This window comes from Achromobacter sp. 2789STDY5608615 (genome assembly GCF_001298995.1).
GTDB lineage: Bacteria > Pseudomonadota > Gammaproteobacteria > Burkholderiales > Burkholderiaceae_B > Achromobacter > Achromobacter insuavis.
The window spans coordinates 14554-40110 of record NZ_CYTY01000043.1; the positions used below are offsets into that span (position 1 = coordinate 14554).

Consider the following 25557-nt stretch of genomic DNA (forward strand, 5'->3'; position numbering starts at 1 on the left):
TGATATCCGTCTCCCGAGAAACGGATCAGCGTAGGGCCGCAGGCGCTCGGACGGGTCGGGGTGTGAAGGGATTTGCCCACCTCGGGAAACCGCCGGTGTCCCATCCAGCCATCACCCCCCTCTTGCCGCCGCCCCCAACCCTCGCACTTCCGCCAGCGCCGCCGCCACCCCGCCCGCCGCCAGCACCTCGACCAGCCGGGTCCCCACCGCCACCAGATCCGCATGGCGCCCGACCGCCTTCAATTGTTCGGCGGTCCGCACGCCGAAGCCCGCGGCAATCGGCAGGGAGGTCTTCGCCCGGATCCGTTCCAGCGCACCGGCGATTACGGCGTCCGAAGGCAGCGCCGCGCCCGTCGTCCCCGCCAGCATCACGTGGTACACGAACCCGCTGGCGCCTTCCAGCACCCTGTCCAGGCGTTCCGCCGTGGTCGTTGGCGCGGTCATCTTGATGATGGCGATGCCGTGCCGCCGCGCCAGCCGTTCAATGCCGGCGGCATGCTCGGGCGACAGGTCCACCACGATGAGCCCGTCGACGCCGGCCCAGGCCGCGTCGGCCATGAAGCTGGCCGCTTCATAGCGCAGCAGCGGGTTCAGATAGCCCATCAGCACGACCGGCGTGCGCTCGTCCTCCTCGCGGAAGGCGGCGACCAGGTCGAGCGTGCGGCGCAAGGTCTGCCCCGCCTTCAGTGCGCGCGCATTGGCCTGTTGCAGCACGGGCCCGTCGGCGATCGGGTCGCTGAACGGCATGCCCAGTTCGATCAGGTCGGCCCCCGCTTCGGGCAGGCCTTTCAGCAAGGCGAGACAGTGATCGTAGGACGGGTCTCCCGCCGTGAAATAGGCGGCCAGGCCCGGCCGGCCGGCGGCGCGCAACGCCGCCAAAGTCTGTTCGATACGGCTCATGCGGCGTCTCCGGTGAATTGCAGGACCGAATTCAAGTCCTTGTCGCCGCGCCCGCTCAGGCAGACCACCAGCGCCTGCTCGCGGTCCATGCGCGGCGCGAGTTGCCTGGCGTAGGCCAGGGCATGGGCGCTTTCCAGCGCGGGGATGATGCCCTGCCGGCGCGTCAGCCACAGAAAGGCGTCGACCGCCTCGGCATCGGTGACCGATTCGTAGACGACCCGCCCGGTATCGTGCAGCAGCGCGTGTTCCGGGCCGACGCCCGGGTAGTCGAGACCGGCCGAGATCGAATGCGCGTTCTGGATCTGGCCGTCCGCGTCCTGCAGGAAGTAGCTGCGGCAGCCATGCAGAACGCCGGGGGATCCCTCGCCGATGCTGGCCGCGTGCTCGGCGGTCTGCGTGCCGCGCCCGGCCGCCTCGATGCCGAACAGCCGCACGCCGGCGTCGTTCAGGAACGGATAGAAGAAGCCGATGGCGTTGGAGCCGCCGCCCACGCAGGCGACCATCGCGTCCGGCAGCCGTCCGGTCTTCGCGAGGATCTGCGCGCGCGTTTCCTCGCCGATGACTTTCTGCAGTTCGCGCACCAGCCAGGGATAGGGATGCGGCCCGGCTCCGGTGCCCAGCAGGTAATAGGTGTCGTCCGGATGCGCGATCCAGTCGCGGATGGCGGCGTTCATCGCGTCCTTCAGCGTGGCGCTGCCGTCCGGCACCGGCCGGACCTGGGCGCCCAGCATCTCCATGCGCGCCACGTTGGAGGACTGCCGCGCCACGTCGACGGCGCCCATGTAGACGACGCATTCCAGGCCGAACAAGGCGCACACCGTGGCGGTGGCCACCCCGTGCTGCCCGGCGCCGGTCTCGGCGATGACGCGGCGCTTGCCCATGCGCCGCGCCAGCAACGCCTGGCCCAGGCAATTGTTGATCTTGTGGGCGCCGGTGTGATTCAGGTCCTCGCGCTTGAGGAAGATGCGCGCGCCGCCCAGCTCCTCGCTGAGCGCCTGGGCATGCAGCAGCGGGCTCGGGCGTCCCACGTAGTCGGCCAGCATGGCGCGGTATTCGGCCCAGAAGGCGGGGTCCTCGCGCACCGCGCGGAAGGTGTGTTCCAGCGCATCGAGCGCGGGCGCCAGCGTCTCGGGCATGTAGCGGCCGCCATAACGGCCGAACTGCCCGGCGGCATCGGGGTATTCAGGATGGGGGATAAAAGACATGGTTTCAGGCCTTCGGGAACATGACAACCATGGTATCCAGACAAAACATCCAGATAAATCATAGATTTCTTGCTCATCGGTATCAGATTTTCTAATATCAACGGCATGAGAAACCTGCCTCCCATGAACTCGCTGCGCGTCTTCGACAGCGCCGCCCGCCACCTGAACCTGTCGCTCGCGGCGCAAGAGCTGGGCGTGTCGCACAGCGCGGTCAGCCAGCAGGTCCGGCAGCTCGAGACCTGGCTCGGCGGCAAGCTGTTCGAGCGGCATTCGGAGGGCGTGCGGCTGACCGCGGCGGGCCAGGATCTGCACCGCGTCTGCCTGCCGGCGTTCGACATGCTCGAACAGCGCCTGGCCGAATTGCTCGGCCGCTCGGCATCGACCGAGGTGGTGATCGGCGCGCCGGCCAGCCTGTTGTCCAACTGGATCATTCCGCGGCTCGAGCACTTCGAGCGCGCCCATCCCGGCGTCCAGGTGCGCCTGCAGACGGCGGCCGACATCGCGTTGCTGGAGCGGCGCGTGGTCGATGTGCTGATCGTGGCCGACGAGCACCGTTCGCCGGACATCGAGGCGGTGCCGCTGTTCCAGGAAAGCATCGGGCCGGTCTGCGCGCCGGCGCTGGCCGGGCGGATCCGGCGGCCGGCCGACGTGCTGGGCTCGCCATTGCTGCATGCCGCGGCGCGCCCCGCCGCCTGGGAACACTGGGCGCAGGCCAGCGGCGTGACGCTCGGCGCGCAGCAGCCCAGGCGCCAGTTCGACCAGCTCGGTCACATGCTCGAAGCCGCCGTGGCGGGCCTGGGCATCGGCATCGCGCCCCGCGAACTGGCGCAGGCCGATATCCGGGCCGGCCGGCTGGCCGCCCCCCTCGGCTTCCAGGACACGGGCGGCCGGTTCAGCCTCTATGCGCGCACCGATGCCAGGGAAGTCGTGGACGATTTCAAGCGCTGGTTGAAGGCGCAGGCGCAGCCCGATGCCGCGCGGGTCGGATAGGGCATGGACCCGTCATCGTCCAGGCGCCGCGGACGCCAGGGGCCTGACTGGCGGCTGCGCATGTTGCAAGGCCTGTCACAGATCGTAATTCGCCTGCATCGCCACCCATGCCTGCGCGGTACCCGCCCCGGCTTGCTCCAGCCGGACAGCGAGGTCCGGGCTGATGCCCGCCTTGCCATTGAGCACCCGGGACAGGGCCACCCGTGACATCGCCAGCCGATCGGCGGCTTCCGTCACGGACAGCCCCAAGGCGGCGATGACATCTTCCCGAAGGACTTCGCCCGGATGCGGAGGGTTATGCATCATGATCCCCATTGCAGGACCCCATGCTCGGCATGGGCGGTAACGTCGTCAACAGAGACACACCGTTTATCGGCTTTGGGAGCGGTCTTGAGTCCCCAAAGCGGCTTATCGGGCGGCCGGTTCGGCCTCTATGCCCGGATCGACGCCACGGCGACGCGCCGACCAGACGCTCGCCGCGTCGGATGAATCCGGGATTCGAGCGCGCGGCGAGACGGCCGGCGGGGGATCGGCTTAGCATTTTTAGAATGATCTATCCCTCTTCGGATAAACAAAGCCGCGCCCGTTCGGCGCAAACCGGCCCACCCAGTGTGGGCCGCGTGCCATCATCGACCCCACATCGCTCGGCGCCCTGACTCGTCACGCACCACGCCGTCCACGACGGCTCGAATCAACCCGCGCCATTCCCGCAGCACGACAGCCCGGATACCGCTGACAGCCGCCACATTGGCCGGGCTGGCAACCTCGCATTGGAGAACCTCATGCCCTCGATCAGAAACCAGTCCCTGTCGTTACGGGCGCGCACCAACCTGGGCAAGTCGGAATCCGCGCAGGCCGTGGCCACGGAGCGGCTGTCGTCCGGCCTGCGCATCAACCATGCCGCGGACGATGCCGCCGGCGAATCCATCGCCAATCATTTCACCGCCCAGATCCGCGCGCAGCACCAGGCGGCGCGCAACGCCAATGACGGCATCTCGCTGGCGCAGACCATCGAGGGCGCGCTGGGCGAGATGGGCCACAGCCTGCAACGCATCCGCGAACTCGCCGTGCAGGCGCAGAATTCCACCAACTCGATCGGCGACCTGGAATCCATCCAGGCCGAGATCGACCAGCATCTCGGTGAAATCGAGCGGATTTCGCACCAGACCCGCTTCAACAGCCTCGACGTGCTGGCCCAGAACGCCGATCTGTCCATCCAGGTCGGCGCCCACGATGGCGACACGCTCAGCCTCAACACCAGGCTCGTCAACACGAAAACCCTGAACCTGGACCAGATCGACGTGGTGCATGATCCGCGCCTGGGCAGCGCCGTCGACAGGACGGTGATCGACACCCAGTCCGAGCCCGCGCCGATCGCCCCGCCACCGGCGGTCGCGCCGCCGCCCGCGATAGCGCCCCCCCCACCACCACCGCCGTCCTGAGCATCAGGAATGGCGCCACCGTCCTCACGATATTCGACGCCTATCTCCTGAGCTACCAGTTCAACGGCACGACGCAATACCTCGTCCAGGAGGTCCACGGCGGTCTCGCCCGCAACGAGTACCGCATTCCCACCTTGCCCGCGCCCGTGGGAGGCGTCGTGGACATCGACATCAGCGTCCTGCCGCGCCTGGACAGAACCACCCTGAGCGCCGCGGAAGCGGCGGCGATCACCCGCAGCGGCGTGCCCACGCTGGTCGGCCGCACCTTTCCGGTTCCGGTCGCCCCCCCCCTGCCGTGCCGGCCCCCACGCCCACGCCGCCCGTGGTCGCGCCTCCCCCCGGCCCCCCGCCTGCCGCCGACGCCGTCAAGAAAGACACGCCCATCCGACTGTTCGATTTTCTCCAGAGCCTCGCGCCGGTGCCCGCCGCCGACGATGGCCGGCCCCTGTTCGACCAGCACAGCAAGGTGCACTACCTGACCGACGCCACCGGCAACGCCAACGGCGAATACGTCATCAGCGGCAGCGATGGCAATTTCTACGACATCAGCATTTCGTCCACCGGCGAGGTGTCCTTCAAGCCGAAACACGCGCCGCCCACCGTGAACCTCAAGGTCGTGCCCATGAAGCGGGTGACCCACGCCCTGGGCCAGGTCGACAGCCTGCGCGGCGAGCTGGGCGCGATGCAGCACCGCCTGGGCTCGGTCATCACCAACCTCAACCACACCGCCGATATCCTCGGCCAGGCCCGCAGCCGCATCGAGGACGCGGACTACGCCGTCGAAACCTCCAACCTGACGCGCCAGCAGATCCTGCAGCAAGCCAGCAAGGTCGCCTTGACGCAGGCCAATCAGTTGGCGCAGAACGTGTTGGCGTTGTTGAAGGAGGATTGACGCGCCACGGGTCGTGACCAGAACGCGGCAGCGATCTGACGAGCGACTTCGGCGCCTCACATCCAGTTCTTGCACTTTGAAAGCTGCCCGACCCCTGGGTTGAACTGATTGCAAGGATCCAGGGCGCGGTAGAAATTCCGAAGCTCGGGGCCGGCGCGATACAGATGTCCAACGTTGTGTTCGGCCGGATACTGCGCGCCACGGGCGTCCAGCAGCTTCCACATGCGGTGCTCCAGCGCCAGGCAATCCACGCCCTTTCTCACGATGTAGTCCTGATGGAAGACATGGCAAAGAAAGTGTCCGTAATAGAGCTTGGCCACCATGTCGGTCTCCATGTCCTCGGGCAGAACCTCCAGCCAGTCCCGGTCATTGCGCTTCAGGGCGATATCCAGCGCGACGATATCCTCCACCGCATCCGGATGCATGGCGCGGTAGCGCACGGCGGCGCCGGCCGCCGCGAATCGCAGCAGGAAGGCGGATGCGCCTTCTTCCGGGGAGCACAGGAAATAGGCGCCCGTGGCCTGGTTGAAATAGGAATCCAGGAAAGCCTGAAGCGGCTCCTTCAGCTTTCTCGACACCTTGATCATCAGATAGTGTTCATACCGGGCGCGAAAGTCGCGCAGGCGAGCGGGCAGATGATCGCCACAGCGTTCGCTGAAGAACTGCAACAGCCGGTCGCTCATGTTCCTGGGGAAGAACGGGAATCTCGCGCAGAAATTGTCCACGCGCGCTTTCAACGCGAAAAAGGCGGGAAGCCTTGCGGTGCCCAGTCTGCGGATAGCCAGGAAAGTGTCCTTGCCGTAGACGTCGGCGATATCGAACGCATCCCTGTGCATGTACTCCCCCGCGATGGGCAGCGCCGGCAAGGCCGTCAGAAGGTATCGTCGAATATCCGTCAGTTCCGCCGGATCATTCGTCCCGATGTAGAAAACGTCGGTCTGCGTTTCCGCCGGAAACGTGTCCAGGCGCACGGCGAAGAGAATCAGCTTGCCGGCGCTCCCGGAAGCCTCGTACAGCCGTTTCGGGTCCGCGTTGAACCGCGCGGGCGAGTCCGCGTCGACGTCGCGGACGTGCCGCGCATAATCCTGATCCGACCCGCGTCCGCCATCGCCGATGTCGTCAGGACGGTAGGTGCCGTCATCCAGACGCCGCAGGATCTCCTCGGGGGATTCTCCCAATGAGATGCCCAGGTGGTTGACCAGGGATAGTTTGCCGTCCTGCCCCAATTGCGCAAACACGGCCATCTCGGTAAAGGCGGGGCCGCGCTGCACCAATGATCCACCGGAGTTATTGCAGATCCCTCCAAATACCGAAGCGCCAATGCATGAAGACCCGATGACGGAGTGCGGTTCACGTCCCAGCGGTTTGAGCGCTTTCTCCAGCTGGTCCAAGGTGGCGCCGGGAAAGCAGATCACCTGATGCCCGTCGCGGATCAGCTGTATTTTCTTCATGCGCAACGTGCTGATGATCACGATCTCCCGATCGTAGTCATCGCCGTCCGGCGTCGACCCCCCCGGTCAAGCCGGTATTGGCCGCCTGCATGATCACGATCTTGCCGTGCGCCACGCATGCCTGGACCAATCGCCATTGCTCCAGAAGGCTGCCCGGCCGCGCAACCGCGATCGCCGATCCGAAGCCGAAGCGGAATCCTGTACGGAACCGTTGGGTATGTTGCGGGTCGGTCAGGACATGGGCCGTGCCGACGATGCCGCGCAATTCGTCGAGCAGGCGCTGGTTATCAGGATTCATGCAGGTCCTTGGAAAGAAACTGTGGGAACGACTTGCGGACGAAACCGTCCTATATGCCCGAATCCGCACCCCGGCTGCGTTGCGCGCCGGATTCGACCTCTTCACGCTTCGCGCATCAGTCAGCCACCAGATACGCCTGCCCACCCGGTTTCAAATAGGGTTGCAGCGCCTTGAACGGCACGCTGCCGTGGGTGCCCAGGCAAGCGCCCGAGGCATGGCCCACGCCCGACACCGACAGGCTCAGCGCGCCCGGCGTCACGGCGCCCAGGGCCAGGTACTGCGGCCACAGATCGGCGCAGTCTTCCAGGTTGGGGCGCTGGTCGGCCTGGCTTTCGGGCGGGCCGGCCTTGACCACCTGGTCCACCAGCCCCAGCAATGCCGCGCTCGGTTCGCGGCCGACGCTGCGCTTGCCCGGCACGTAGGCGTCGAACACCCGGTTCCAGTCCAGGTACTCGCCGCGCAACAGGTCGAAGGTGTACGGCTCGAAATGATTGGCCGGATGGGCGCCGCCGCAATCCAGGCTGCCCGCCTCCGTCACGGTCATCAGCGCGCGCGACAGCCAGGTGACGTTGATGTTCTCGTCGTCGAACCCGCCCAGCGTGCCGCCGGCCTCGCTCTGGCTGGTGTAGGCAAACGCCATGCACTCCAGCGCGCCCAGGCTCTTGCGCCAGTGGCGTTGTTCCAGCAGATCGTTGACGCGCCGCATGACCTGCGGATCGGGATGGCGGCTCAACCGCGGATACGCGAACTGGGTGCGCGGGTCCACCCACATGCGGTAGGCCACCGCGCCCGCGCCGATTTCCTTGCCCACCGGCTTGGCGTGGCCCGCCAGCTTCAGCGTTTCATAGGGCGCGCGCTTGGCGTCGATGCCGGCCTTCAGGTCGACATCGCCCAGGTCGACCTGCTCGGCCCGCGCGCGGGCGCGGTCGCGTTCGAGCTGCTCGGTGTCGTAATGCGCAACCGGCCGCAGATCGAAGCGGCGCTGCTTGCCGGTGCGCGTGTCGGTCCATTGCCCGTGATAACCCTTGGCGTCACGCGTGCCTTGCCAGCTGGCCGCGCGGTCGGCCGCGTCGATCGTGGCCTTGTCCGAGGCGGGCGGCCGCGCCGGGTGCGGCTTGGGCTCGTACAGGACGTCGCCCGTGCCGCGCAGGGGAATGTCGACGCCGCTCCTGGGATAGAAGTAGCGCCCGCTCACGACCCCGTTGGCGCCGGCCGCGTCGTCCAGTTCCAGCACCACTTCACCGGCCCCTTGCAGGGTGCCCTGGTAGACGGTGCGCGGGGTGGCGCCGGCATTGAACGCGGCCAGCGACAGCATGGCGAGGATCAGCGCAGCCGGCGCGCAACGGAGATGGCGAGCGGGTGTCGAGGACATCGGGCAAGGCCTGCAAAAGTGGGCGTGGGGCTGACTATACCCGAGGCGGCATGGCGACCGCCGCCCGCCCCGGCCAAGCCGCTCAGCCCGCGGCGCGCAAGGCGTCGAGCACGGCATCCAGGTCCAATGCCGCCACGCTGGCCGAGCGCGGCATCGATTCGAGACCGCGCAGCAGCCATGCCGCCACATCGGGTTCTCGCTCCGCCTCGGCATCGCGCCGCGACACGTAAATGGCGACGGTCAGCTTTTCCGGCTTGCGCAGATAGCGCGCCTGCGCCGTGAAGCCCTGCGCCGCGGAATCGGTGATGCTGCCGCCCACGTGCAGCGTGATGTCCAGCACGGCCAGGCCGTCCACGGCCAGCGGCGCCAGCGCGGCCTTCAGCCGCGGGCGATACGCGACGATGGCGGGCAGGCATGCGATGCCGGCCTCGGGTCCCCCCATCCTGCCGCTCAAGGTCACTTCCATCGGGTCTCCTCTCTTTTGGTAAAGGCTTGCAAACGATGACGTCCGGGCGGCTCGGCTGCGGTATAAACAAGGCCCTGTCGATTGCACACAGAGGAACGACTTGTCGAACGCACGCGGAGCACTTTCATTCTTCAACGCGACGACGGGCGCCATCCGGCGCCATGGCCGCGCGATGCTGGCCACCGCGCCGTGGTCGCTGGCGGTGTTCCTATTATCGCTGCCGTTCGCCATCCTGGCCGCGTCGCTGTACTGGCTCAAGGGCGGGCTGTTCCTGCTGTTCGCGCTGGTCAACCTGATTGCGTTCTCGCGCATGACGTTCGCCTGGCACCGGGTCATCGCGCGCGCGGACGATACGCGGATCGAGGCCGGCGGCAGTACGGCGCAAGCCTGGCACCTGGTGATGCTGGGCCTGCTGGCGGTGGTCGTGACGGCGCTGGCGCGCGCCACCGGCGACCTGCCCTACGTGTTGTTCGCGCTGATGAACGGCCCGGCGTCGGGCCTGTTCTTCGCGGTGCTGGTGCCCGTGGTGCTGGCGCTCTGGCTGCCGATCCTGTACGGGCTGGCGCTGCTGGCGCCCGCCCTGCCGCGCGCCGCCGTGACCGGCGCAACCGGCTTGCGCGGCGTGCGCGCCGCCATGCCCTACCCGCGCTGGCCGCTGATGCTGACCCTGGGCATCCTGGTGAGCGCGGGCGGCCTGGCCCACAGCGCGCTGTACGAGTACCTGGGCTACGCCGTGGACGGCGGACCGTATTGGATCGTGGCCTATCTGACGCTCTTCATCGTGATGACGTTCGTCGTGGGCGCCATGGTCTCGGTGGCCTACCGGGACGGCGCGCCGGCGCGTCCCGCGCCCGACAAGGGCGGCGACAGCGACAGCATCAAGGATGCAGCGACAGCCCCTTGACCGCCTTGTCCACCGCCTTCTTCGGACCGCGCAGGGCGATGCCGACCAGGTCCAGATCGTCGGCCGGCTCGGCGCGGAACACCGCGCGGTTGGCCTCGTCGTGGCCGGTGGCGAACATGACATGGACGAACGGCGCCAGCGTCAGCTCGCGGTCGCGCGCGATCCGGTGCGCCGCCTGCAGGCCGGCCCGGTCCCCCTCGAACACCAGGATCGGCTGCACCGACATGCCGGCATAGCGATGCCCCGCCGCGTCGACATAGGGTTCCCCCAGCATTTCGGGCGCGGCGCTGGCCAGGCCGGTGGACAGGAAAGCGACCACATTCAGGCGCTGCCAGGTCGCCAGATCATTGCGCACGATGATCGCCACTTTGGTATCAAACACGTCGAAACTCCCATTCAGGACAAAACGCCCATCCTGGCCCGACGGCGCGCGCGGATCTAGAACGTTTGTGCGCTGCGCAGGTACTTCGCGGGGGTGATGCGATAGGCGCGCTTGAACCAGCGCCCCAGGTGGCTCTGGTCGGCGAACCCGACCTGCGCGGCCACGTCCGCCGGCGAAATGCCGCGCGCCAGCAACTCGCGCGCGCGCCGCAGGCGCAGGCTCACCAGGTAGGCGTGCGGCGCCAGGCCCAGTTCGCGGCGGAACTGGCGCGCCAGGGCATAGCGGTCCATGCCCGAGTCGTGGGCGACCTGGTCCATGCTGATGTCGGCGGCCATGTGCGCCTCGATGAACGCCTGCGCCCGCCGCAGCTTCACCGGCGCGGGCCGCGGGGCCGGCATGAGCAGGCGCTCGCCGTCGGCGGCCAGCTGCGCAATGAGCCGGTCCAGCGCCTCGTCGCGCGCCAATTGCAGGCCGCCCGGCGCGAAGCTGTGCAGCGTCCCGACGATGGCGTGGATCAGCGCCGGATCGCGCGACAACGAGGTCCGGAACATCGAGAACGCCTGGCGCGCGGGCTTGCCCTCGCGCCGCGCCAGGGCGCCGTCGACCCAGGACAACGGCAGATAGAGCATCGAATAGGTGAACCCCTGCTCGGTGCCGGCATGGCCGTCATGCACGGCGCCGGGTTCGATCAGCATGGCGTGACCCACCGTGCTGGTGACGGTGCGCCGCGCGCACTGGAACTGCTGCACGCCTTGCAGCGTGACGCCGACCAGCATCTCGTCGTGGTCATGCGGGTCGTAGGCATGCCCGCGAAAATGCGCATGCACCACCTCGATGCCCGTCGCGGGGTCGCGCCTGACCTGGATCCAGTCGTCTGATGTCATGGAGATGGGATGGCGGCGACCGGCCGGCGGCCGCCCTCAGTTGGCATACTGGGCCAGGCCATTGCCGAAGGACCAGTTTTCCTTCTTGACCTCGACCAGGCTGATGAAGACGTCTTCGCGGCGGATCGCCAGCTCGGCGTGCAGCCCGTCGGCGATGGCCAGGTACGAGGGATCGTAGACGAAATGGCCGCCGTCATGTTCGTTGAGGATCTGGAAATTGTCCTTGTCGGGCACGCCGATGGTGGTCCGCATGGCGCGGTAGACCACCTCGCCGATCTTCCTGGCGAACAGGGGGTCGGCGTGCTTGCGGATATCGATGCGGACCAAAGGCATGGCGTCATTCCTTGCGTGGCGTGGGACGGGGACGGCAGCCGCGTCGGGTCCGGCAATGGCCGGGCGCGGCTTGCGCGCCAATTAGATTACATCAATAATCTATTTTGCAGCACCCCCGTCCCTTTGCCCGCAGGAGATTGCCCATGGCGCCCGCCTCATCCCCCGACCGACTGTATCTGGACGACCTCGCGGTTGGCGACACCTACACCAGCGCCACGCATCGGCTCGACCTCGACCAGGTGCGCCGCTTCGCCACCGAGTTCGACCCCCAGCCCTTCCACCTGGACGAGACCGCGGCGCGCGACTCGCTGTTCCAGGGACTGGCGGCGAGCGGCTGGCACACCGCCGCCATCACGATGCGCCTGCTGGTCGACAGCATGCCGCTGGCCGACGGCGTCATCGGCGCGGGCGCCGAACTGGCCTGGGCGCGCCCGACGCGGCCGGGCGACACGCTGCAGGTGAAAAGCACGATCCTCGCCATCACGCCCTCGCGCAGCAAGCCGGACCGCGGCATCGTCGTGGTCGAGAGCATCACCTACAACCAGCACGGCGAGGAAGTGCAGAAGCTGACCAGCAAGGTGGTCAGCTTCCGCCGCCGCTGAGCGCCATGGGACGCGTATCGCGGGAACAGGCGGACGAAAACCGGGCGCGCATCCTGGCCAGCGCCGCGCGGCTGTTCCGCGCGCAAGGCATCGACGGCGTGTCGGTTGCCGACATCATGCGCGACTGCGGCATGACCGTCGGCGGCTTCTACCGGCATTTCACGTCCAAGGAAGACCTGGCGGCGCAGGCCGTCTCGGCCGTCTTCGCGCAGGCGTCGGCCGCTTGGGACAAGGCCTTCGAGGCCGCCGGCAAGCGCAACGAGAACGCCGTGGCCGCGCTGGTGCCGCGCTATCTCGGCAACCGGCGCGCGGCGCATCGCTGCCCCTTGCTGGCCTTCGCGCCGCATGCGGACGGGGACGAGACCGCCGCCGCCGTGGCGCAGGCCTACGCCGCGGGCGCGGGCAGGCTGTATGAACAGTTCATCGGCCAGGCGCCCGGCGCGCAGGGCGACGACACCGACGCCATGGTGCTGTTCGCCGCGATGATCGGCTACCGCGTGCTCGAACAGGGCGCCGGCCGCACGGACTGGGTGCGGGCACTGGAGGCCGCGATCAACCAGAAAAGCGCCGCGCTCGATGCGGCGTCGACCGACGCGTAACCGGCGCTATGCCAGCGCAATCCCCGTCGCCTGGCGCAATGCGGCGAGCAACCGCGCCTGGAAGGACTCATCGCGCACCGCCGGATGGGGGTCGAGGCGCGCCTGGTGATGCCAGTATCCGCCGCTCTGGCCGATGGCGGAATCGTCGCCCGTCGCCAGCCAGGCCTGCGTGACGTGTCCCAGGCTGAGATCGCCCGGCGCATCCGGCCCGCCCATCTTGGTGGGCACCCAGCCGGGGTCCACCGCGTGGCTGGCCACGTCCGGCCACAACCGCGCCACCGCCGCCGCCAGCGCCGTCACGAACAGCTTGCTGTCCGAATACGAGCCGCTCTCGCGGCTGCCGTCCCACGCCATGCCCGTCAGGTCGGGCCGGCCGTCGTCGTGCATTTCGCTGCTCAGGTAGACCAGGCGCCGCGGGCGCTGCATCAACGCGGTCAGCACATACGGCGCGATGACATTGACCGGCAGGATGGCGGGGCCGGTGAAGACCCCGGCATTGTGGATGACCGCGTCCATCCGGCCCAGGGCGTTGAGCTGGTCCGCCAGGTCCCGCGTCTGCGCCAGGTCGGCCAGATCGCCCACCACCGCCAACGCCCCCTTGCGACAGCAATTCCCGCGCGGCGCCCAGGCGCTCGCGATTGCGGCCATGCACGACCACCATGTGGCCGTCGGCCAACAGTGCGCGCGCGGCCGCCAGGCCCAGGCCGTCGACTGAACCGGTAATGAAGATGCGTGCCATGAATCCACTCCTAGAAAACCGGGCGCGGGCGGCGCGCGTCGCGCGCGACCGCCGCCGATAACGCGCCATGCAGAGGCGTTGGCAGTGTATCGGCATCGCAAGCGCCGCGTCGCCTTGACCCGCCAGCGCGTCCGGGAATTCCGGCGCCGGCCGGCGTGGCAGCGGCCCCACGCGCAGTATAGTGAGCCACGCGGCGCAGGCGCGCCCGACTTCCCCGATCACGAACTTCGCAGCAGGAGCCCCCCCCATGTCCACCGAATCCCAGGCCCCCGTCATCCTGATCACCGGCGGCAGCCGCGGCGTCGGCGCCGCGACCGCGCGGCTGGCGGCGGCGCAGGGCTATGACGTGGCGATCAGCTACGTCTCGAACGAGGCGGCGGCCCAGGCCGTGGCGGCCGATGTGCGGGCCCAGGGGCGCCGCGCCCTGGCCGTATGCGCCGACAGCGCGGATCCCAACCAGGTGGTCCGGCTGTTCGCTGCCATCGACGGCGAATTCGGCCGCCTCGACGTGCTGGTCAACAACGCCGCGATCATTGCGCGGCAATCGCGCGTGGAGGACCTGACGTTCGAGCGCATGCAGCGGATCTTCGCGGTCAACGCCATCGGCCCCATGCTCTGCGCCCAGCAGGCGGCCCGGCGCATGTCCCGACTCCACAACGGCCGGGGCGGCGCCATCATCAACGTGTCATCGGGCGCGGCGCGGCTCGGCAGTCCCAATGAATACGTGGACTACGCCGCCTCCAAGGGCGCGCTGGAGAGCTTCACGATCGGCTTTTCCAAGGAAGTGGCGCGCGAGGGCATCCGCGTGAACGGCGTGCGCCCGGGCCACATCTACACCGAGATGCACGCCAGCGGCGGCGAACCGGGACGGGTGGACCGCATCAAGGACACCGTGCCCATGGGCCGCGGCGGCCAGCCCGAGGAAGTGGCGCGCGCCATCCTGTGGCTGGCGGGCGCCGAGGCCTCGTACGTCACCGGGACGTTCGTCGACGTCACCGGCGGCAAGTAGGTCGCTGGCGGGGATCCCGCGCGGCGGGCGGGACGCTAGCGCAACGCGGCGACGTCCACCACCGCCGCCCCGCAGGCCTGCACCAGCTCGGGATCGTGGCTGGCGAACAGCACCACCCGGTCCCTGCCCCAGGCCTTGAACAACTCGGCCAACGCACGCCGCGCCGGCGTGTCGAGCCCATTGCTGGGACCGTCGGCGATGACCACCGCCGGGTCGCCCAGGGCCGCCGCGGTCAGGTAGACCTTGCGGCGCGTGCCGGTGGACATCTGCTCGAAGCGCTTGTCCAGGTGCGGCTCCAGCCCCAACCGGGCGGCCAGGTCGAGGATCGCGTCGTCGACCACCACCCGCTTTTCCGCCGCGACCTGTTCGAGCAGCCCGCGCCCGGTCTGCTCCGGCAACGCCAGGCAGTTGTCGGGCACATAAGCCAGCCGGCCCTTGGCCTGCTGCGGCGACCGGGCCAGCGAATGACCGTCGATCCAGACCTCGCCGCCATCCGGCGCGAGCACGCCCGCGATGATGCCGAGCAGGCTGGACTTGCCGGTGCTTTCCTCTTCGCACAGCGCCACGCAGCCGGGCGTGAACGTGTGCGTCAGGCCTTCGAAGACGGCGTAGTCGCCGTAGCGTTTGGTGAGATGGTCGATACGTAGCATGGCGCCAGTGTACGCAGGAACGCCGGGCACGGCCAGAACCCTGAAACGCTGGCGACGAGGCGCGATCCGCCCGCCCCGCCCATCGGTCCGTCAGCCCATCCCCCTGCCTGCCCGTCAGCGCGCGTCGGCCGGCTGCGGCGGTTCCTCCAGGTACTGCTGCGCCACGCCCTCCTGCTGCATCTGGCGCCACTGCGCCACCGACGGCGTGGCCATCTGGAACGCGCGGCTCACCTCGCAATACCAGCCCGGATTGTGCAGCCGGCCGATCAGCTGCATCGGCAAGGGGTCGATGAACATGCGCTCGGCATCGGTCACCGCCGCATCGATCAGGTGCATGCCGACAATGTCGCCGATGACCAGCGTGCGGCGCGCATCGATGTCGACCAACTGGCGCACGCGGCACTCCATCGAGGCGGGACTGTCCTGGATCCGCGGCACCTCGACATTGCGGCCGGGCGCCAGCAGCAACCCGGCCTCCATCGCCTCGTCGATGCTGGCATCGAAGTCGATGGCGGTCACGTTCATGCGCCGCGCCTGCGCCGCCGACACCAGGTTGACCACGAATTCGCCGCGCGCGGCGATATTGCGCGCGGTGTCCTTGAGGCGGCCGTCGCGCGAACCGACACAGAAGCACAGAATGGGCGGATCGCCGGACATCACATTGAAAAAGGAAAACGGCGCGACATTGAGCGCGCCGCGCGCATCGCGCGAACTGACCCAGGCGATGGGCCGGGGCAGCACGGTGGAATGCATGAGTTTGCTGCGCTGCTCGCCGCTGAGCGCTTGCATGTCGAAGTACATGGGTAGGCGGATCCAGAAGGTTTATTCGTTGCCCGCGCGCGCCGGATCCTGCTCCGGCTTGTCGATGCCGGCCCGGCGGGCATTGGACTGGTGCAGCTCGACCAGATTGCCGGCCGGATCGTGCAGGAACAGTTGCTTGAGGCTGGGCGAGGCGACGTTGTCGAGCGTGAAGTAGGCGATGCCGCGGGCGATCAGTTCCTGTTCGGCGGCCAGCACGTCTTCGACCGCCAGCGCGATGTGGTTCGACACCGGGTCCTGGCCCGGCCCCTTGGCGTAGCGCGACGGACCTTCACTGCCGAGGATGTGCAATTGCGTGCCGTTGGGCAGGTTGATCCACGACCCGTAGATGCCGGGGATCTTCCAGCGCGCCGGATCCTGCGGCAGGCTCAGGACATCGCGATAGAAATCGAGCATGGCGTCGGCCTGGGCATGATTCACGCCGAATCCGACGTGGTGAAGTTCGAGCACTTTGACGGGCATGGCAGTCTCCTCTTGAAGATCAACGCGGCCTGCCGGGCAAGGCCCCGGGGTCGCGGAAATGGCGTGAACGCCGATGCGGCGAATATAGTACGTTAGACGTACTATATGCAAATCGTATTATTTGAGAAACGTATAATCCATGCCATCCACGCCGCCCTCGAACACGACCGCCCGCCGATTGCCCATGCCCGCCCGCAAGCCCGCCGCCCCGACCGCCAAGCCCCAACCCGCCCGAAAACCCGCCGGCGCCGCGCCCCGCGCCTCGGCCAAGGCTGGCGTCCCGTCCCCCCCGCAGGCCGCGCCCGACAGCGCGACGACACGCCAGGCCCAGGCCATGCGCGACGGCGCGGCCGCCGCCGCCCGCCCCCACCTGGCCTTGATGGCGCAGACCGCCGCGCGTGGCACCGACACCGGCGCCGCCGGCCTGGGCCTGTTGATGCTGTGGCTGGCCGACGACGTGGAGCACCGCGCCAACGCAGCGCTGGCGCCGTTCGGCGTATCGGAAAGCAAGCTGGACGTGCTGATGATCTTCGGCCTGGCCGAGCGCGGCCTGATCGACGGCCGCGCGGTGACGCCGTCGTACATCGCCGACTACTTCGGCGTCACGCGTTCGACGGTCACGGGCCTGTTGGACTGGCTGGAGAAACGCGAGCTGCTGACGCGGGCGCTCAACCACGACGACCGGCGCAGCATCTCGCTGACCCTGACCGACGCCGGCCGCGACCTGCTGGCCCGCGCGCTACCGGCGTTCTGGACGATGTGCGCGTCGCTGGTGGATTGCCTGGACGAAGCGGACCGGACGGCCTTGCAGGGCATCCTGGCGAAGGTCTGGAAGCATCTGAAGCGATAAGCCGCGTGACGGCGGGCCGTCACTTCCTCGGATATGACTTTTTTCCGCTATCGGTATAGCAGAAGGTGCCGCCTCGCGGCCCCGTGCAGTATTGGCCGTCGCGGCAGTGGCACGTACCGGCCGAACCGGTCGCGGGTGGCGGCGACACCAGGGATTGGGCGCCGCCGTCCGGCGCCGTGCAGACACGTTTCGATGCGCTGATCGAACCATCACGGCAGAGAAACCGCTCCCCGACGCAACGTTCCACGCCGCCTTTCTTGCCGGAACAGGGGTAGTTCGCCGCATGGACCGTCGTCGCAAACAATACGGCCAGCGCCAGGAACACGGCGCGCATCGTCAATTTCCTGCCGGTCGGTCGCCGACCCAGGCCGAAAAGCGCAGCAGATAGCCATCGGGGTCCTGCACCAGGAACTGGCGTACCCCCACTTCGATGGCATCGCTGCGATACCAGCGCGCTTCGGGTTCGCGGTACAACGGCCAGCGGGCGGCCGCCAACCGCTCCAGCAAAGGATCGATGCAAGCCACCTTGATCTCGAAATTGATGCCGCGTCCTCGCGGCGCCTCCAGCGCGCCCGTGATCCAGTTGTCATCGCCGCGCACTTCCTCCAGCATGAACTGGGCGCCGTCCAGGTCCAGGTATGCAAAGCCCTCCGCCTCGCGTCGATAGGCAATCTGGAAACCGCACAGGTCCATCCAGAAAGCCAGGCTTCGCGACAGGTCAGCCACCAACAACTCTGGAACCATTCGGGCTCGGCGCAATTCGGTCATGCGTGTCTCCGCTTTTTTTGAGTGTTCGACATGATGACAGAATCGACGGCGGCCGCATTCCATCCCAGTAATGTCATCCCCCTCCCGCCCACACCAACGCCGCCAGCAGCCCCAAACGAATTGCCCAGCTGACGGCGCAGCCAACCGTGCAACCAGCTGTGGTGATCCACATAAAGCGATTCGATTCGATCCTGCGTCGTGGGGGGCATGGCCGCGCGCCCTCGCGGGCAAATGAATGATAACCATTCTCTATTGTAATAACGAGACACAGCCATCGGCAAGCGCGAGTCCCGGCGCGGCTGCGCGCCCCGCGGCGACGCGTCCGGTTCAGGCCTTGGGGCCGTCCGAGGCAAGCCTGTCCGCGACAGCGGCTGGCGCCCCGCTTTCGCGGTGAAAGAACAGCGGCGCCAAGCCGCCCTTGCCCCGGTCCAGGTACTCGAACGCCACCCGCTCCCCGGGATGCGCCGGGCCGCCGCCGTGGCTGAGGTGATATAGCTCACCGCCCAGTCGATAGACGTACAGCGGGGTCCACGACGCCTCCTCCGGCATCTGCACCTGATAGGTCAGGACCTCGTCCACCCGGCCGCGCACCCCGTACTTGACGGTGGCGCGCCGCAGGGCCCGGCCCGGCCGCCCCGACCACCATGCCGCCGCCAGGCACAACGCGACGGCGCCATACAGCGGCCACGCGAACCACCCCGCGGCCAGTAACGCCAGCGCCACGCCCAGCAATACATTGCGCAACAAGGTCGCATCCCGCCGCAGCCACGCCCGGTCGGCATCGCTGAGGGTCTCGTAGGCCTTCTGCACGTCGCCCGGCCCGTCGTATTCCGCGCGCAGCAGCACCGGCGCCCGCCCCGGCCACAACGCCAGCAGGTGCAGCCGCACCGGCGCCTCCAGCCTGGCGGCGCAGCGTTCGGGGTTCTTGCCGCCATCCCCGGGCATGGTGAAGCCGTTCATGAACGGCAACGCCACCTCCAGCTTGCGCCCATCGATGCCGTACCGCACACTGCCCGCCGCGCCTGGCTCGAAGCCGGTGAGCACGCCGCGGACCACCTGCTTCGGGACGCCGCCGCGCAGCACCTGGCGCCAGCGCCGGCGCACCGCCGGGCCGCGCAGCAGGCGGAGGCCGAAATGCAGCGTGAAGCCGGCCAGCAGCAGGATCATCACGCCCAGCACCGGATCGCGCGCCGTGGTCGAAGGCCCCCACCACCAGAGCCCGGCCAGGGACGCCGTGATGGCCAGGAACACCGTGAAGAACACCGCCGTCAGGGCCGTGTCCGCGCCGTGATGGCGCGTATGCCGGCGCAACCAGGCCAGATCCTGCTCGGTCAACGCCTCATCGTGGGTCTGCATGCCGCGCGCCTCCTCGTCTCGATCCGATTGCCCGCCATGATGACAGAAGCGCCGGCCCGCCCGGCTTGACAAGCCCCCCTTGCGCCTCCGAACATAGGGCCATCCACCCGGGGAGCTTCGGCAAGAAGCTGAGATTCCGATGGCGGCCGCGCCTGTCGCGCGGCACGCGGCGCGCGAGACCCGTCGAACCTGATCCAGACAATGCTGGCGTAGGGAAGGTGCGCATCCCGCCGGCCCCCGCTGCCGCGCCACGCCGCCCTGCCCCGCCGCTTGTCCCCTTGCAAGGACCCCTCGGCATGGCTTCTTCCGCCCTCTCCCCCTCCCCGTCCGCGCTGGCGCTGGCCTCGCGCGACCTGTACGCCGCCGTGCGCCGCGACGCGCCGCTGGTGCAGTGCCTGACCAATTTCGTGTCCATGAACACCGCCGCCAATACGCTGCTGGCGATCGGCGCCTCACCCGCGATGGTGCATGCGGTGGAGGAAGCGCCCGAATTCGCCGCCCTCAGCGGCGCGGTGGTGATCAACATCGGCACGCTCTCGGCGCCGTGGCTGGACAGCATGCTGCTGACGGCCGCCGCAGCGGGCAAGGCCGGCACCCCCTGGGTGCTGGACCCGGTGGCGCACCACGCCACGGCGTTCCGGCGCGACGCGGTGCGGCGCCTGCTGGACCTGCGGCCCGCGGTGATCCGCGGCAACGCGTCGGAGATCATCGCGCTGGCCGGTGGCCAGAGCGCGGGCAAGGGCGTGGATGCGCGCGACCCGGTGCAACAGGCCGAGCAGGCGGCGCGCGACCTGGCGCGGGCGCACGCCACGGTGGTGGCCGTGACCGGCGAAGTGGATTATGTGACGGACGGCCGGCGCGACGTGCGCGTGACCGGCGGGTCGCCGCTGATGCCGCAGGTCACCGCCACGGGCTGCGCGCTGACGGCGGTGGTGGGCGCCTTCGCGGCGGTGGCGCGCGATGACGCCTACACGGCGGCGGTGGCGGCGTTGTCCTGCTTCGGCATCGCCGGCCAGCGCGCCGGCGCGCTGGCGGACGGCCCCGGCTCTTTCGCCTGGCGCTTCCTCGACGCGCTGGCGGCGCTGGAAACGGACAGCCTGGCGGCGGAATCACCGCTGCGCTGACCCGGCGGCCGCGCGCCAGCCCCGCGCGCGGCGCCCTGATGCCTTACATGCGGTACTGCAGGCTCAGCATCGCGTTGCGCGGCGCGCCCGGCATGTTCAGGTTGGGGCTGGTGCCGTGGGCCGAGACGATATAGCCGGCGTTGAACAGGTTGTACACGTTCAGCTGCACCGAGTACGGCCCCTGGCGCCACCACGCCGCCGCGTCCGCCGTCAGGTAGCCCGGCAGCGTGACCGTGTTGCCCGGGTTGGCGAAGCGCGCGCCCACCAGGTTCAGGCCGGCGCCGGCGCCGAAACCGTCGCCCAGATCCTTGGTGATCCAGACGTTGCCGGCATGGCGCGGCGTCAAGGTCGCGCGCTTGCCTTCCACGCTCTTGCCGGCGTCCACCGCGACCGACTGCGTCACGCGCGCATCCAGGTAGGCGTAGCCCAGCATCGCGCGCCAGCCGTTGGACAGGTCGCCCGACAGCGTCCATTCGGCGCCGTCGGTGCGCTGCGTGCCCACCGGCACCAGCGTGTTGGTCACCGGATTGGTGACCTTGATGTCGGTACGCTCCAGGCGGAACACGGACACGGTGGTCGACAGCTTGCCGTCCAGGAAGTCGTACTTGGCGCCGACTTCGTAGTTGGTGGTCTTCTCCGGCGCCAGGTCGACGTTGTTGGCGGCCAGCGCGAAGGCCTCGCCCGAGGGCTGGTACGAACGGCTCCACGACACGTAGTACGACTGCACGCTGTCCGGCTGGAACACCAGGCCCAGGCGCGGGCTCAGGTTGGAGTCGGTGCGCTGCAGGTTCTGGCCGCTGCGGCGGTCCTCGGTCTTCTGCTCGAAGCGGTCATGGCGCACGCCGCCCAGCACCTTCCAGTGCTCGCCCAGCGACACCATGTCCTGCACATACAGGCCGAGCGTGCTGAAGCGGCCCAGGCTGTCGGAGCCGGGCGCGCCCACGGCCTGGCGCTGCAGCGTCGGCAGTTGCGGATCGAACAGGTTGACCACCGCCACGTTGGCGTTGGAATAGCTCACCAGGTCCTTGTTCTGCTGCCCCACTTCGACGCCGTACAGGATGTCGTGGCGCACCGAGCCCCACTGCACGCGCTGCATCAGCTCGGTCTGGTTGGTCCAGCCGTGTTCGTCGCGCAGCACGTTGCCGTGCGTCAGCGAAACGGTTTGCGCCGCTTCGTTGACCGAGCCCGGCAGCGTGTTGTTGCGGTTCAGCGTGTAGTGGTAGTAGCGCGTGGCGTTGCGCAGCGACCAGTTCTCGTTGAAGCGGTGCGTCAGCGTGCCGGCATAGGACTGCACGCGGGTCTGCGTGTAATCGGTGTCGCGCGCGTTCTCGGCGCCGTAGTAGGTGGACGGGTCCACGTCCACCGGCCGGCCGTGATAGGCCGGAATGCCGAAGTCGGTCAGGCGGCGGTCTTCCAGGAACTCGGTCTGCAGCAGGAAGGTGGTGTTCTCGCCCAGCTTGAACTGGGCCGACGGCGCAATCGCCTTGCGGTCGATGAACTGCTTGTCGCGGTAGCTGTCGCCCTTCTCCACCGCGCCGGTCAGGCGCCACGACATGGAGCCGCTCTCGTTGGCGCGGCCCAGGTCCAGGTCGAGCCGGCGGTCATTCCACGAGCCGTAGCTCAGGCCGACCTGCGAGATGTCCTCGCCCGGCTTCTTGGTGACGCGGTTGATCAGGCCGCCCGACGAGCCGCGGCCGTACAGCACCGCGGCCGGCCCCTTGATGACGTCGATGCGCTCGACATTGGAGAGGTCGCGGTAGTACAACGCGTCGTCGCGGAAGCCGTCGACGAACTGATCGGCGATGGCGGTGAAGCCGCGGATCGACACCTGGTCGCGCTGGCCGTCGCCGGTCGAGAAGCTGACGCCCGGCACGTTCTTGAGCGCGTCCTGCACCGACATGGCGTGCTGGTCGCGCAGCACCTGCGCCGGCACCACGTTCACCGTCTGCGGAATGTCGCGCAGCGGCGCATCGATCTTGGTGGCGCTGGTGGAGGCGGGCGGGTTGTAGCTCTGCGCGCTGTCGTCGGTGCCGACGACGCTGACGGCGGGCAAGGTGGCGGTGGGCGCGGCGGCCTGGCCGTGCGCGGCCAGGGGCGCCACGACGAACAGGGCGGCGGTGAGGGGGCGAAGGACGTGCATGGCCAGCGGGTCTTGTCGAAGTCGTTTGAAATGGAAGGATTCGCCATTCTCTTGACAACGAGAATCAATCGCAATGCTTTTATCATTACGTTGCCTTGCGACCACGATAAATGAGACACGCGTCCAATTCAGATGCTTTTCAGCCGCCTTGTGCCACGCGTGCGCGCTGATCGCGCCCCCCGTGATCGCCCCCTTTTTTCGCGGCAACCCTTAGCGGTAGTACACGCAGATACGCTTGCCGCCGATTTCGTGCACGTCGATCGGCAGCTCGTACAGCGCGCCCAGGATTTCCGGGCGGATCAACTCGCCCGGGGCGCCATGGTGCGCCACCCTGCCCGCCTTCATCGCCACGATGCGGTCGGCGTAGGCCGAGGCGAAGTTGATGTCGTGCAGCACCAGCACCACGGTCTTGCCCAGTTCGTCGGCCGCGCGCCGCAGGGTGCCCATCATGGCCACGGCGTGCTTCATGTCGAGACTGTTGAGCGGCTCGTCCAGCAGCACATAGCGCGTGTCCTGGCACAGCACCATCGCCACGAAGGCGCGCTGGCGCTGGCCGCCGGACATCTCGTCCAGGTAGCGGTCGGCCAGCGGCTCCAGCTCCAGATAGGCGATGGCGCGGTCGATATGGGCCTTGTCGTCCAGCGTCAGCCGTCCGCCGGTGTGCGGATAGCGGCCGAACGCCACCAGGTCGCGCACCGTCAGGCGCAGCGGCAGGTGGTTGTCCTGCCGCAGGATGGCCAGGCGGCGCGCCAGCTCGCGGCTGTCGCTGCGCGCCACGTCCAGGCCGTCGACCAGGATGTGGCCGGCCGACGGCGGCAACAGGCGGCTGATCATCGACAGCAGGGTCGACTTGCCGGCGCCGTTGGGGCCGATGATGGCGGTCACGCCACCCGCGGGCAGCGCCAGCGACACCTGGTCCACGACCACGCTGTCGCCATACTGCTTGCTGACTTGTTGGATATCGATCATTGGCGTCCCCTGCGCAAGATCAGGGCCAGGAACATCACTCCGCCCACGAATTCGATGACCACGCTGACCGTGGTGCTCAGCTGCAATACCCGTTCCAGCAGCGTCTGGCCGCCCACCAGGAAGATGACGCTGAGCAGCACCGCGGCCGGCACGGTGTGGCGATGCCGGTCCGACCCCATCGCCTGGTAAGCCAGGTTGCTGACCAGGAGGCCGAAGAAGGTCACCGGCCCCACCAGCGCGGTGGACACCGACACCAGCACGGCAATGGCGGCCAGCGTCAGCAGCAAGGTGCGGCGGTAGTCCACGCCCAGGTTCAGCGCGATCTCGCGCCCCAGCGCCAGCACGTCGTAGCGGCGCCGCATGCGCCAGATCAGCAGCGTGGCCACGGCCACCGCCGTCAGCGCGATCGGCAGGAGGCCGGTGCGCACCGAATTGAAATTGGCGAACATCCGGTCCTGCAGCACCAGGAACTCGTTCGGGTCGATTAGGCGCACGACAAAACTGGACAGGCTGCGGAACAACAGGCCGAAGATGATGCCGACCAGCATCATCAGATGCAGGCTGCGCACCGCGTCGGTGAACAGCCAACGGAACAGCAGGCAGGCGAACGCCGTCATCGCGCACACCTCCAGCACGAAAGCCGCCACCGGATGGCTGACCGCGCCCGCCGCCTGGCCGAAGCCGAACACCACCACCGACTGGATCAGCAGATAGAGCGCGTCGAAGCCCATGATGGCCGGCGTCAGGATGCGGTTGTGGGTGATGGTCTGGAACAGCACCGACGACACCGCCACCGCGTACGCCACCAGCAGCATCGCCGCCAGCTTGCCGCCACGGAACGGCAGCACGAAGTCCCACTGGCCGTTGGCGCCGAGCATCATGAAGCCGGCCACGCACAACAGCGCCAGCGCGGCCAGCACGGCCAGACGCCAGGCCTGCGGCGAACGCGCCGCGGCGGCGCGCGATACGGCGGAATCAGCCACGGCGGTTCCTCCGGCCGTGCAACAGGCACAGGAACAGGATGCTGCCCACCACGCCCACCACCGTGCCGAGCGGCACCTCGTACGGATGGATCACCAGGCGGCCGATGATGTCACAGGCCAGCACGAAGACGCCCCCCAGCGCCGCCACCCATGGAATCGAGCGGCGCATGTTGTCGCCCAGCACCAGGCTGACGGCGTTCGGCACGATCAGGCCCAGGAACGGAATGCCGCCGGCCGTCACCACCACCACCGCGGAGATCGCCGACACGATCAACAGCCCCGTCAACGTCAGGCGCGCGTGGTTCAGGCCGAGATTGGCGGCGAACTCGCGCCCCATGCCGGCCACGGTGTAGCGGTCCGCCGCCAGATAGGCCGCGGCCGCCAGCGCGAAGCCGATCCACAGCAGTTCGTAGCGGCCGCGCAGCACGCCGGAAAAATCGCCCGTGGTCCAGGCATGCAGCGACTGCAGCAGGTCGTAGCGATAGGCGACGAAGGTGGTGACGGCGTGGATCACGCCGCCCAGGATCAGGCCAATCAGCGGCACGATGAAAGGCGTGCGCAGCGGCACGCGCCGCAGCAGCGCCAGGAACAGCAGCGTGCCCGCCAGCGCGAAACCGGTGGCCGTCAGCATCTTGCCGATCACCGGCGTGTCCGGCGCCAGCAGCGTCACCACCAGGACGCCGAGCGTGGCCGACTCGACGGTGCCGGCCGTGGTCGGCTCGACGTAGCGGTTGCGCACCAGCATCTGCATGATGAGCCCGGCCACCGCCAGCGCCATGCCGGCCAGCAGCAGGGCCAGCGTGCGCGGCACGCGGCTGACCAGCAGCAGGCGCCAGGCGCGCTCGGCGTCCGGCCCGCCGGCCAGGGCGCTGAACGAGAACGTCCCCGCGCCCAGGCTGACGCTGGCCACGCACAGCAACAGCAACAACAGCAGCAACGCCGCCAGTCCGGCCCAGCCGGTGATCATG

At 68.5% G+C, this 25557-nt stretch carries 28 protein-coding genes, 1 pseudogene and 1 riboswitch; of the genes and pseudogenes, 9 read left to right on the forward strand and 20 right to left on the reverse strand.

What is annotated here, in order from left to right; all coding sequences use genetic code 11:
- Positions 1-111 precede the first annotated feature (111 nt).
- Positions 112-900, reverse strand: a complete 789-nt coding sequence (trpA, locus tag AOZ49_RS26475) for a tryptophan synthase subunit alpha (RefSeq protein WP_054478682.1) — start codon at positions 898-900, stop codon at positions 112-114.
- Complete coding sequence (gene trpB / locus AOZ49_RS26480; RefSeq protein WP_054429837.1) at positions 897-2105, reverse strand: tryptophan synthase subunit beta; 1209 nt, start codon at positions 2103-2105, stop codon at positions 897-899. Before trpB ends, trpA begins: the two co-directional genes overlap by 4 nt.
- A gap of 123 nt (positions 2106-2228) precedes the next feature.
- Here trpB and AOZ49_RS26485 point away from each other — a divergent pair, with 123 nt between their 5' ends.
- Complete coding sequence (locus AOZ49_RS26485) at positions 2229-3095, forward strand: LysR substrate-binding domain-containing protein (protein WP_054478685.1); 867 nt, start codon at positions 2229-2231, stop codon at positions 3093-3095.
- 75 nt (positions 3096-3170) lie between these two features.
- On the opposite strand, the gene AOZ49_RS26490 is transcribed toward AOZ49_RS26485, so the two are convergent.
- Positions 3171-3401, reverse strand: coding sequence for a HigA family addiction module antitoxin (locus AOZ49_RS26490; RefSeq protein WP_054478730.1), 231 nt, complete (start codon positions 3399-3401; stop codon positions 3171-3173).
- Between the two features lie 476 nt (positions 3402-3877).
- Here AOZ49_RS26490 and AOZ49_RS26495 point away from each other — a divergent pair, with 476 nt between their 5' ends.
- Both AOZ49_RS26495 and AOZ49_RS33110 read left to right on the forward strand, forming a co-directional pair.
- Positions 3878-4537: a flagellin N-terminal helical domain-containing protein gene (locus AOZ49_RS26495; RefSeq protein WP_054478687.1), complete on the forward strand. Its 660-nt coding sequence runs from the start codon at positions 3878-3880 to the stop codon at positions 4535-4537.
- A gap of 322 nt (positions 4538-4859) precedes the next feature.
- Positions 4860-5429, forward strand: coding sequence for a flagellin (locus AOZ49_RS33110; RefSeq protein ID WP_197286785.1), 570 nt, complete (start codon positions 4860-4862; stop codon positions 5427-5429).
- A 56-nt stretch (positions 5430-5485) separates the two neighbouring features.
- Here AOZ49_RS33110 and dld read toward each other — a convergent pair.
- The 3 genes and pseudogenes from dld to AOZ49_RS26520 all read right to left on the reverse strand — a co-directional run bounded on the left by dld (position 5486) and on the right by AOZ49_RS26520 (position 9016).
- A pseudogene (gene dld, locus AOZ49_RS26510) lies at positions 5486-7178 on the reverse strand (D-lactate dehydrogenase).
- Positions 7179-7293: 115 nt separating this feature from the next.
- A complete protein-coding gene (locus AOZ49_RS26515) occupies positions 7294-8550 on the reverse strand; it encodes a hypothetical protein (RefSeq protein WP_054478694.1) in 1257 nt (418 codons plus the stop codon).
- Between the two features lie 82 nt (positions 8551-8632).
- Positions 8633-9016 carry a hypothetical protein gene (locus AOZ49_RS26520; protein WP_054478696.1) on the reverse strand — a complete coding sequence of 128 codons (384 nt, stop codon included), beginning with the start codon at positions 9014-9016 and terminating at the stop codon, positions 8633-8635.
- Between the two features lie 100 nt (positions 9017-9116).
- On the opposite strand from AOZ49_RS26520, the gene AOZ49_RS26525 reads away from it, so the two are divergent.
- The gene (locus AOZ49_RS26525; RefSeq protein WP_197286786.1) at positions 9117-9920 is read left to right on the forward strand and encodes a hypothetical protein; all 804 of its coding nucleotides are present in this window, start codon (positions 9117-9119) and stop codon (positions 9918-9920) included.
- On the opposite strand, the gene AOZ49_RS26530 is transcribed toward AOZ49_RS26525, so the two are convergent.
- The 3 genes from AOZ49_RS26530 to AOZ49_RS26540 are packed head-to-tail and all read right to left on the reverse strand — an operon-like array spanning position 9895 to position 11519.
- Positions 9895-10302, reverse strand: a complete 408-nt coding sequence (locus AOZ49_RS26530; protein ID WP_054478699.1) for a DUF2000 domain-containing protein — start codon at positions 10300-10302, stop codon at positions 9895-9897. The genes AOZ49_RS26525 and AOZ49_RS26530 overlap by 26 nt on opposite strands.
- 56 nt (positions 10303-10358) lie before the next feature.
- Positions 10359-11186, reverse strand: a complete 828-nt coding sequence (locus AOZ49_RS26535) for an AraC family transcriptional regulator (protein WP_054429864.1) — start codon at positions 11184-11186, stop codon at positions 10359-10361.
- Positions 11187-11222: 36 nt separating this feature from the next.
- A complete protein-coding gene (locus AOZ49_RS26540) occupies positions 11223-11519 on the reverse strand; it encodes a tautomerase family protein (protein ID WP_054478701.1) in 297 nt (98 codons plus the stop codon).
- Positions 11520-11662: 143 nt separating this feature from the next.
- Here AOZ49_RS26540 and AOZ49_RS26545 point away from each other — a divergent pair, with 143 nt between their 5' ends.
- A complete protein-coding gene (locus tag AOZ49_RS26545) occupies positions 11663-12121 on the forward strand; it encodes a MaoC family dehydratase (RefSeq protein ID WP_054478703.1) in 459 nt (152 codons plus the stop codon).
- Positions 12122-12126: 5 nt separating this feature from the next.
- Complete coding sequence (locus tag AOZ49_RS26550) at positions 12127-12720, forward strand: TetR/AcrR family transcriptional regulator (RefSeq protein WP_054478705.1); 594 nt, start codon at positions 12127-12129, stop codon at positions 12718-12720.
- A gap of 6 nt (positions 12721-12726) precedes the next feature.
- Here AOZ49_RS26550 and AOZ49_RS26555 read toward each other — a convergent pair whose 3' ends face one another.
- Complete coding sequence (locus AOZ49_RS26555) at positions 12727-13368, reverse strand: Rossmann-fold NAD(P)-binding domain-containing protein (protein ID WP_231690449.1); 642 nt, start codon at positions 13366-13368, stop codon at positions 12727-12729.
- Between the two features lie 338 nt (positions 13369-13706).
- Here AOZ49_RS26555 and AOZ49_RS26560 point away from each other — a divergent pair, with 338 nt between their 5' ends.
- Positions 13707-14468, forward strand: a complete 762-nt coding sequence (locus AOZ49_RS26560; protein ID WP_054478707.1) for an SDR family oxidoreductase — start codon at positions 13707-13709, stop codon at positions 14466-14468.
- Between the two features lie 35 nt (positions 14469-14503).
- Here AOZ49_RS26560 and AOZ49_RS26565 read toward each other — a convergent pair whose 3' ends face one another.
- The 3 genes from AOZ49_RS26565 to AOZ49_RS26575 all read right to left on the reverse strand — a co-directional run bounded on the left by AOZ49_RS26565 (position 14504) and on the right by AOZ49_RS26575 (position 16399).
- The gene (locus AOZ49_RS26565) at positions 14504-15118 is read right to left on the reverse strand and encodes an ATP-binding cassette domain-containing protein (protein ID WP_054478709.1); all 615 of its coding nucleotides are present in this window, start codon (positions 15116-15118) and stop codon (positions 14504-14506) included.
- Between the two features lie 114 nt (positions 15119-15232).
- Entirely contained in the window at positions 15233-15919 is a 687-nt protein-coding gene (locus tag AOZ49_RS26570; protein WP_054478711.1) for a flavin reductase family protein, read from the reverse strand.
- A 21-nt stretch (positions 15920-15940) separates the two neighbouring features.
- A complete protein-coding gene (locus tag AOZ49_RS26575) occupies positions 15941-16399 on the reverse strand; it encodes a VOC family protein (protein ID WP_054429877.1) in 459 nt (152 codons plus the stop codon).
- Between the two features lie 334 nt (positions 16400-16733).
- Between AOZ49_RS26575 and AOZ49_RS26585 the strand changes: the two genes are divergently transcribed.
- Entirely contained in the window at positions 16734-17249 is a 516-nt protein-coding gene (locus tag AOZ49_RS26585; protein ID WP_054429881.1) for a MarR family winged helix-turn-helix transcriptional regulator, read from the forward strand.
- Between the two features lie 19 nt (positions 17250-17268).
- On the opposite strand, the gene AOZ49_RS31985 is transcribed toward AOZ49_RS26585, so the two are convergent.
- The 3 genes from AOZ49_RS31985 to AOZ49_RS26595 form a co-directional block, all read right to left on the reverse strand.
- The gene (locus AOZ49_RS31985) at positions 17269-17583 is read right to left on the reverse strand and encodes a YdcA family protein (RefSeq protein WP_082380592.1); all 315 of its coding nucleotides are present in this window, start codon (positions 17581-17583) and stop codon (positions 17269-17271) included.
- A gap of 2 nt (positions 17584-17585) precedes the next feature.
- Positions 17586-18017 carry a bleomycin resistance protein gene (locus tag AOZ49_RS26590; protein WP_054429883.1) on the reverse strand — a complete coding sequence of 144 codons (432 nt, stop codon included), beginning with the start codon at positions 18015-18017 and terminating at the stop codon, positions 17586-17588.
- Positions 18018-18344: 327 nt separating this feature from the next.
- Positions 18345-19373 carry a hypothetical protein gene (locus AOZ49_RS26595; protein ID WP_054478715.1) on the reverse strand — a complete coding sequence of 343 codons (1029 nt, stop codon included), beginning with the start codon at positions 19371-19373 and terminating at the stop codon, positions 18345-18347.
- 98 nt (positions 19374-19471) lie between these two features.
- Positions 19472-19607, forward strand: a riboswitch (TPP riboswitch).
- A gap of 62 nt (positions 19608-19669) precedes the next feature.
- Here AOZ49_RS26595 and thiM point away from each other — a divergent pair.
- A complete protein-coding gene (gene thiM / locus AOZ49_RS26600; RefSeq protein WP_197286787.1) occupies positions 19670-20497 on the forward strand; it encodes a hydroxyethylthiazole kinase in 828 nt (275 codons plus the stop codon).
- A gap of 43 nt (positions 20498-20540) precedes the next feature.
- Here the strand turns inward: thiM and AOZ49_RS26605 are convergent, their stop codons facing one another.
- The 4 genes from AOZ49_RS26605 to AOZ49_RS26620 all read right to left on the reverse strand — a co-directional run bounded on the left by AOZ49_RS26605 (position 20541) and on the right by AOZ49_RS26620 (position 25556).
- The gene (locus tag AOZ49_RS26605) at positions 20541-22637 is read right to left on the reverse strand and encodes a TonB-dependent receptor (protein ID WP_054478717.1); all 2097 of its coding nucleotides are present in this window, start codon (positions 22635-22637) and stop codon (positions 20541-20543) included.
- A 210-nt stretch (positions 22638-22847) separates the two neighbouring features.
- Positions 22848-23606: an iron ABC transporter ATP-binding protein gene (locus AOZ49_RS26610; RefSeq protein WP_054478719.1), complete on the reverse strand. Its 759-nt coding sequence runs from the start codon at positions 23604-23606 to the stop codon at positions 22848-22850.
- On the reverse strand, positions 23603-24589 hold the full coding sequence (locus tag AOZ49_RS26615) for an iron chelate uptake ABC transporter family permease subunit (protein WP_197286788.1): 987 nt from the start codon (positions 24587-24589) through the stop codon (positions 23603-23605). The genes AOZ49_RS26610 and AOZ49_RS26615 overlap by 4 nt, the downstream gene beginning before the upstream one ends.
- On the reverse strand, positions 24582-25556 hold the full coding sequence (locus AOZ49_RS26620) for an ABC transporter permease (RefSeq protein WP_054478722.1): 975 nt from the start codon (positions 25554-25556) through the stop codon (positions 24582-24584). The genes AOZ49_RS26615 and AOZ49_RS26620 overlap by 8 nt, the downstream gene beginning before the upstream one ends.
- Position 25557: the final 1 nt, after the last annotated feature.

Excerpts from the sequence above, each read along its gene's own strand:
- AOZ49_RS26515 (WP_054478694.1), bottom strand. The coding sequence starts at position 8,550 with ATGTCCTCGACACCCGCTCGCCATCTCCGTTGCGCGCCGGCTGCGCTG.
- AOZ49_RS26595 (WP_054478715.1), bottom strand. The coding sequence starts at position 19,373 with ATGCAGACCCACGATGAGGCGTTGACCGAGCAGGATCTGGCCTGGTTG.
- AOZ49_RS26575 (WP_054429877.1), bottom strand. The coding sequence starts at position 16,399 with ATGCCCGTCAAAGTGCTCGAACTTCACCACGTCGGATTCGGCGTGAAT.
- AOZ49_RS26590 (WP_054429883.1), bottom strand. The coding sequence starts at position 18,017 with ATGACCGAATTGCGCCGAGCCCGAATGGTTCCAGAGTTGTTGGTGGCT.
- AOZ49_RS26620 (WP_054478722.1), bottom strand. The coding sequence starts at position 25,556 with ATGATCACCGGCTGGGCCGGACTGGCGGCGTTGCTGCTGTTGTTGCTG.
- AOZ49_RS26485 (WP_054478685.1), top strand. The coding sequence starts at position 2,229 with ATGAACTCGCTGCGCGTCTTCGACAGCGCCGCCCGCCACCTGAACCTG.
- AOZ49_RS26610 (WP_054478719.1), bottom strand. The coding sequence starts at position 23,606 with ATGATCGATATCCAACAAGTCAGCAAGCAGTATGGCGACAGCGTGGTC.
- trpA (WP_054478682.1), bottom strand. The coding sequence starts at position 900 with ATGAGCCGTATCGAACAGACTTTGGCGGCGTTGCGCGCCGCCGGCCGG.
- AOZ49_RS31985 (WP_082380592.1), bottom strand. The coding sequence starts at position 17,583 with ATGCGCGCCGTGTTCCTGGCGCTGGCCGTATTGTTTGCGACGACGGTC.
- AOZ49_RS26555 (WP_231690449.1), bottom strand. The coding sequence starts at position 13,368 with ATGGCCGCAATCGCGAGCGCCTGGGCGCCGCGCGGGAATTGCTGTCGC.
- AOZ49_RS26495 (WP_054478687.1), top strand. The coding sequence starts at position 3,878 with ATGCCCTCGATCAGAAACCAGTCCCTGTCGTTACGGGCGCGCACCAAC.
- AOZ49_RS26550 (WP_054478705.1), top strand. The coding sequence starts at position 12,127 with ATGGGACGCGTATCGCGGGAACAGGCGGACGAAAACCGGGCGCGCATC.
- AOZ49_RS26560 (WP_054478707.1), top strand. The coding sequence starts at position 13,707 with ATGTCCACCGAATCCCAGGCCCCCGTCATCCTGATCACCGGCGGCAGC.
- AOZ49_RS26565 (WP_054478709.1), bottom strand. The coding sequence starts at position 15,118 with ATGCTACGTATCGACCATCTCACCAAACGCTACGGCGACTACGCCGTC.
- AOZ49_RS26540 (WP_054478701.1), bottom strand. The coding sequence starts at position 11,519 with ATGCCTTTGGTCCGCATCGATATCCGCAAGCACGCCGACCCCCTGTTC.
- AOZ49_RS26520 (WP_054478696.1), bottom strand. The coding sequence starts at position 9,016 with ATGGAAGTGACCTTGAGCGGCAGGATGGGGGGACCCGAGGCCGGCATC.
- AOZ49_RS26535 (WP_054429864.1), bottom strand. The coding sequence starts at position 11,186 with ATGACATCAGACGACTGGATCCAGGTCAGGCGCGACCCCGCGACGGGC.
- AOZ49_RS26570 (WP_054478711.1), bottom strand. The coding sequence starts at position 15,919 with ATGTACTTCGACATGCAAGCGCTCAGCGGCGAGCAGCGCAGCAAACTC.
- AOZ49_RS26545 (WP_054478703.1), top strand. The coding sequence starts at position 11,663 with ATGGCGCCCGCCTCATCCCCCGACCGACTGTATCTGGACGACCTCGCG.
- trpB (WP_054429837.1), bottom strand. The coding sequence starts at position 2,105 with ATGTCTTTTATCCCCCATCCTGAATACCCCGATGCCGCCGGGCAGTTC.
- AOZ49_RS26605 (WP_054478717.1), bottom strand. The coding sequence starts at position 22,637 with ATGCACGTCCTTCGCCCCCTCACCGCCGCCCTGTTCGTCGTGGCGCCC.
- AOZ49_RS26490 (WP_054478730.1), bottom strand. The coding sequence starts at position 3,401 with ATGATGCATAACCCTCCGCATCCGGGCGAAGTCCTTCGGGAAGATGTC.
- AOZ49_RS26585 (WP_054429881.1), top strand. The coding sequence starts at position 16,734 with ATGCGCGACGGCGCGGCCGCCGCCGCCCGCCCCCACCTGGCCTTGATG.
- thiM (WP_197286787.1), top strand. The coding sequence starts at position 19,670 with ATGGCTTCTTCCGCCCTCTCCCCCTCCCCGTCCGCGCTGGCGCTGGCC.